At 43.9% G+C, this 2,456-nt stretch carries 3 protein-coding genes; 2 read left to right on the top strand and 1 reads right to left on the bottom strand.

Features of this window, described 5'->3' with window-relative positions:
* Window positions 1-213: 213 nt before the first annotated feature.
* Window positions 214-612: a fluoride efflux transporter CrcB gene (gene crcB, locus QUB16_RS33210; RefSeq protein WP_333151111.1), complete on the bottom strand. Its 399-nt coding sequence runs from the start codon at window positions 610-612 to the stop codon at window positions 214-216.
* A gap of 128 nt (window positions 613-740) precedes the next feature.
* Here crcB and QUB16_RS33205 point away from each other — a divergent pair, with 128 nt between their 5' ends.
* A complete protein-coding gene (locus tag QUB16_RS33205) occupies window positions 741-1,370 on the top strand; it encodes a macro domain-containing protein (protein ID WP_333322635.1) in 630 nt (209 codons plus the stop codon).
* A 381-nt stretch (window positions 1,371-1,751) separates the two neighbouring features.
* The gene (locus QUB16_RS33200; protein WP_333322633.1) at window positions 1,752-2,339 is read left to right on the top strand and encodes a hypothetical protein; all 588 of its coding nucleotides are present in this window, start codon (window positions 1,752-1,754) and stop codon (window positions 2,337-2,339) included.
* Window positions 2,340-2,456 lie beyond the last annotated feature (117 nt).

The raw sequence follows: 2,456 nt of genomic DNA, 5'->3' as shown, positions 1-2,456 counted from the left end.
TATTGTACAATACGCGAGCGGGGACGCTCGCACTACAATAAAAAAAATGCTTTTTACAAAACTGAGATGCTCCCAGGGTGTGATAAAAAGATGTCGTAGGTATTGTCAACCATCCTGAGCTAAAATCCACTGACTGAGGCTGTATGGGTGGAGAGTTTGCCTACAGTTGCATTATTTGTTTTAACGGGTATTATTTGCAAAAACCGATTTTATCTATTTGCCAATTCGTGCTAAAATCATACCTAACTGAACTGCAATTACTCCTAGTATGGCACTGCCTGCCCAGTAAAAAGCGGCGATGCTGTAAGCTCGATCGCGCCACAAGACATTCGTCTCTAAACCGTAAGTTGAAAAAGTAGTATAAGCTCCCAAAAAGCCCGTTGCTACCATTAACCTTACTTCCGACGGAATAGTCGGCACTCGTTCAAAAGCGAGGGTGATAAAAAATCCCATAGCCAAGCAACCCGTGATGTTAATAAAAAAAGTTCCGTAGGGAAAAGCCGTCCCGAAACGATTGGCAAACCACAAGGTGATATAATACCGGCTCAAAGCGCCGGCAACGGCACCTAAACTAATTGCGATCGGGTGGCGCAGATTGGGGTCTTGCAGCATACAGCTATTAAATATTTGCTAGTCGAAATTGAGATGAATTTAAAAATCAGCGGACTTATGTAAAGTATTGTAGGATTAAATTGGCGATCGCTCTAGCTGTTCGCAATTAAAATTAAGAGAGAGTATTTATGCAAATTGTGCTGGCTACCTTAGACGATGGCTTAGTTAGAGCGTGGGAAAGCACTTGCGGCAGTATGGAAAATGTCAAGATACATCACGGTTCCATATTTGATGTGAAATGCGATGCTATTGTTAGTCCGGGGAATAGTTTTGGTTTCATGGACGACGGCTTAGAGTTAGAAATTTCGGAATATTTTGGAGGGCTGGTTCTGGAACGCTTGCAAAAACTAATTCAGGCTCGACATCACGGCGAACTATTAGTAGGAATGGCAGAAATTGTAGACACCGATCATGCTGAAATTCCCTATTTAATAGCGGCCCCAATTATGCGCGTTCCCACAGTTTTAAGAGAAACAGTAAATGTTTATCTCGCAACCCGCGCTATTTTGACTCTCGTAAAATTTGGCTCAGTCCCAGATGGAACGCCAGTCAAACATATCATTGAAACAATCGCTATTCCCGGCATGGGTACGGGAAGGGGCAAAGTGCCGCCACATATCTGCGCCAATCAGATGAAAATTGCGCTCGAAGATATCCTCTTATCTCAGTACGAATTTCCTCAATCTTTGCTGCACGCTCAAAAGCGTCACCACTTGTTATATACGGAGGATAGCGAAGATTTGCAGTTGGAAAATTGAAACTATTAAATTTGTCCGTTTTATTGGAATGAGAAACCAAGTTGATTGGTGTGTGTTGTTTTAGGTAGAGAGACTTATCATAAATTTAAGTGCGCTAAACCGTACCTACAAGTTGGCGGTATCCTACACACGAGAGCAACTTTGGTAGATATAATGTAATAGAACTGAGGTCATTCCAACTAGGTAAGCGCGGATACAAAAGTTGATAAAGCTGGAACAAAAATTGCCTAGTTCTTATTAAATGCCAGAATTCCTTCTGGCGCTACACCTACAAAGTCTGTATAAAAGACCACAATTCCTTCTGGCGCTACACCTACAAAGTCGGCATCCAGGGACTGTGAGATTTTTTGAAAATGTTTACTCACACAGGAGAAGATTGATATGACAGATCCAAAAGTAACCGAGGAACCAGTTTTAGAGGCAACTATCGAAACGACGGAGCTCGTCAAACAAGAGATGCCCGACGCGACTGATGAGGCGATCGCAGAAACTGCGGCGCTGTTTGAAGCAATTAAAAAACGCGCCACCGCCGAAGTGCAAGCAGCGGGCGAACTCACCCGCGAAGCTTATCTAAAAGCTGTCAATAAGGCCTCCGGGGCGATCGAAGAAAATAAGGATCTCGCCCACGAGAGATTCACAGAAGCAGTCAGGCTGATTAAAAAAGAAACTGAGAAAAATTGGCTGGTGGTAGATGCGATTAAAACGCGGGCGCAAGCGCAGGTGCAAGATGCCGGCGAAGTCAGTCGCGAAGCTTATTTGAAAGCAGTGCGACAAGCGCGAGAAGCGGTGGAACAAAATAAATTGATCGAACGCGATCGCATCGAACAAGCTGTTGACCACATTCACACGGAAGCTGAAAAGAATTGGCACCTTATTGTGAAGCAAATTGAGTCGATCGGCACTCGCTTGACGGATGCGGCTAAGTCTGCATGGAACGCGCTGACGGCGTTTTTTGACAAGAAGGATTAAACTCAGATATGACACCATTTTAAAGAACAGGCAAGATGCCTGTTCCACAAAGATTGAATTTTCTTGTGGAACAGGCATCTTGGCTGTTGATATTTAAAGAACAGGCAAGATGCCTGT

The organism is Microcoleus sp. D3_18a_C4, assembly GCF_036702415.1.
Lineage (GTDB): Bacteria > Cyanobacteriota > Cyanobacteriia > Cyanobacteriales > Microcoleaceae > Microcoleus.
This window is presented reverse-complemented; position numbering and strand designations above follow the sequence as displayed.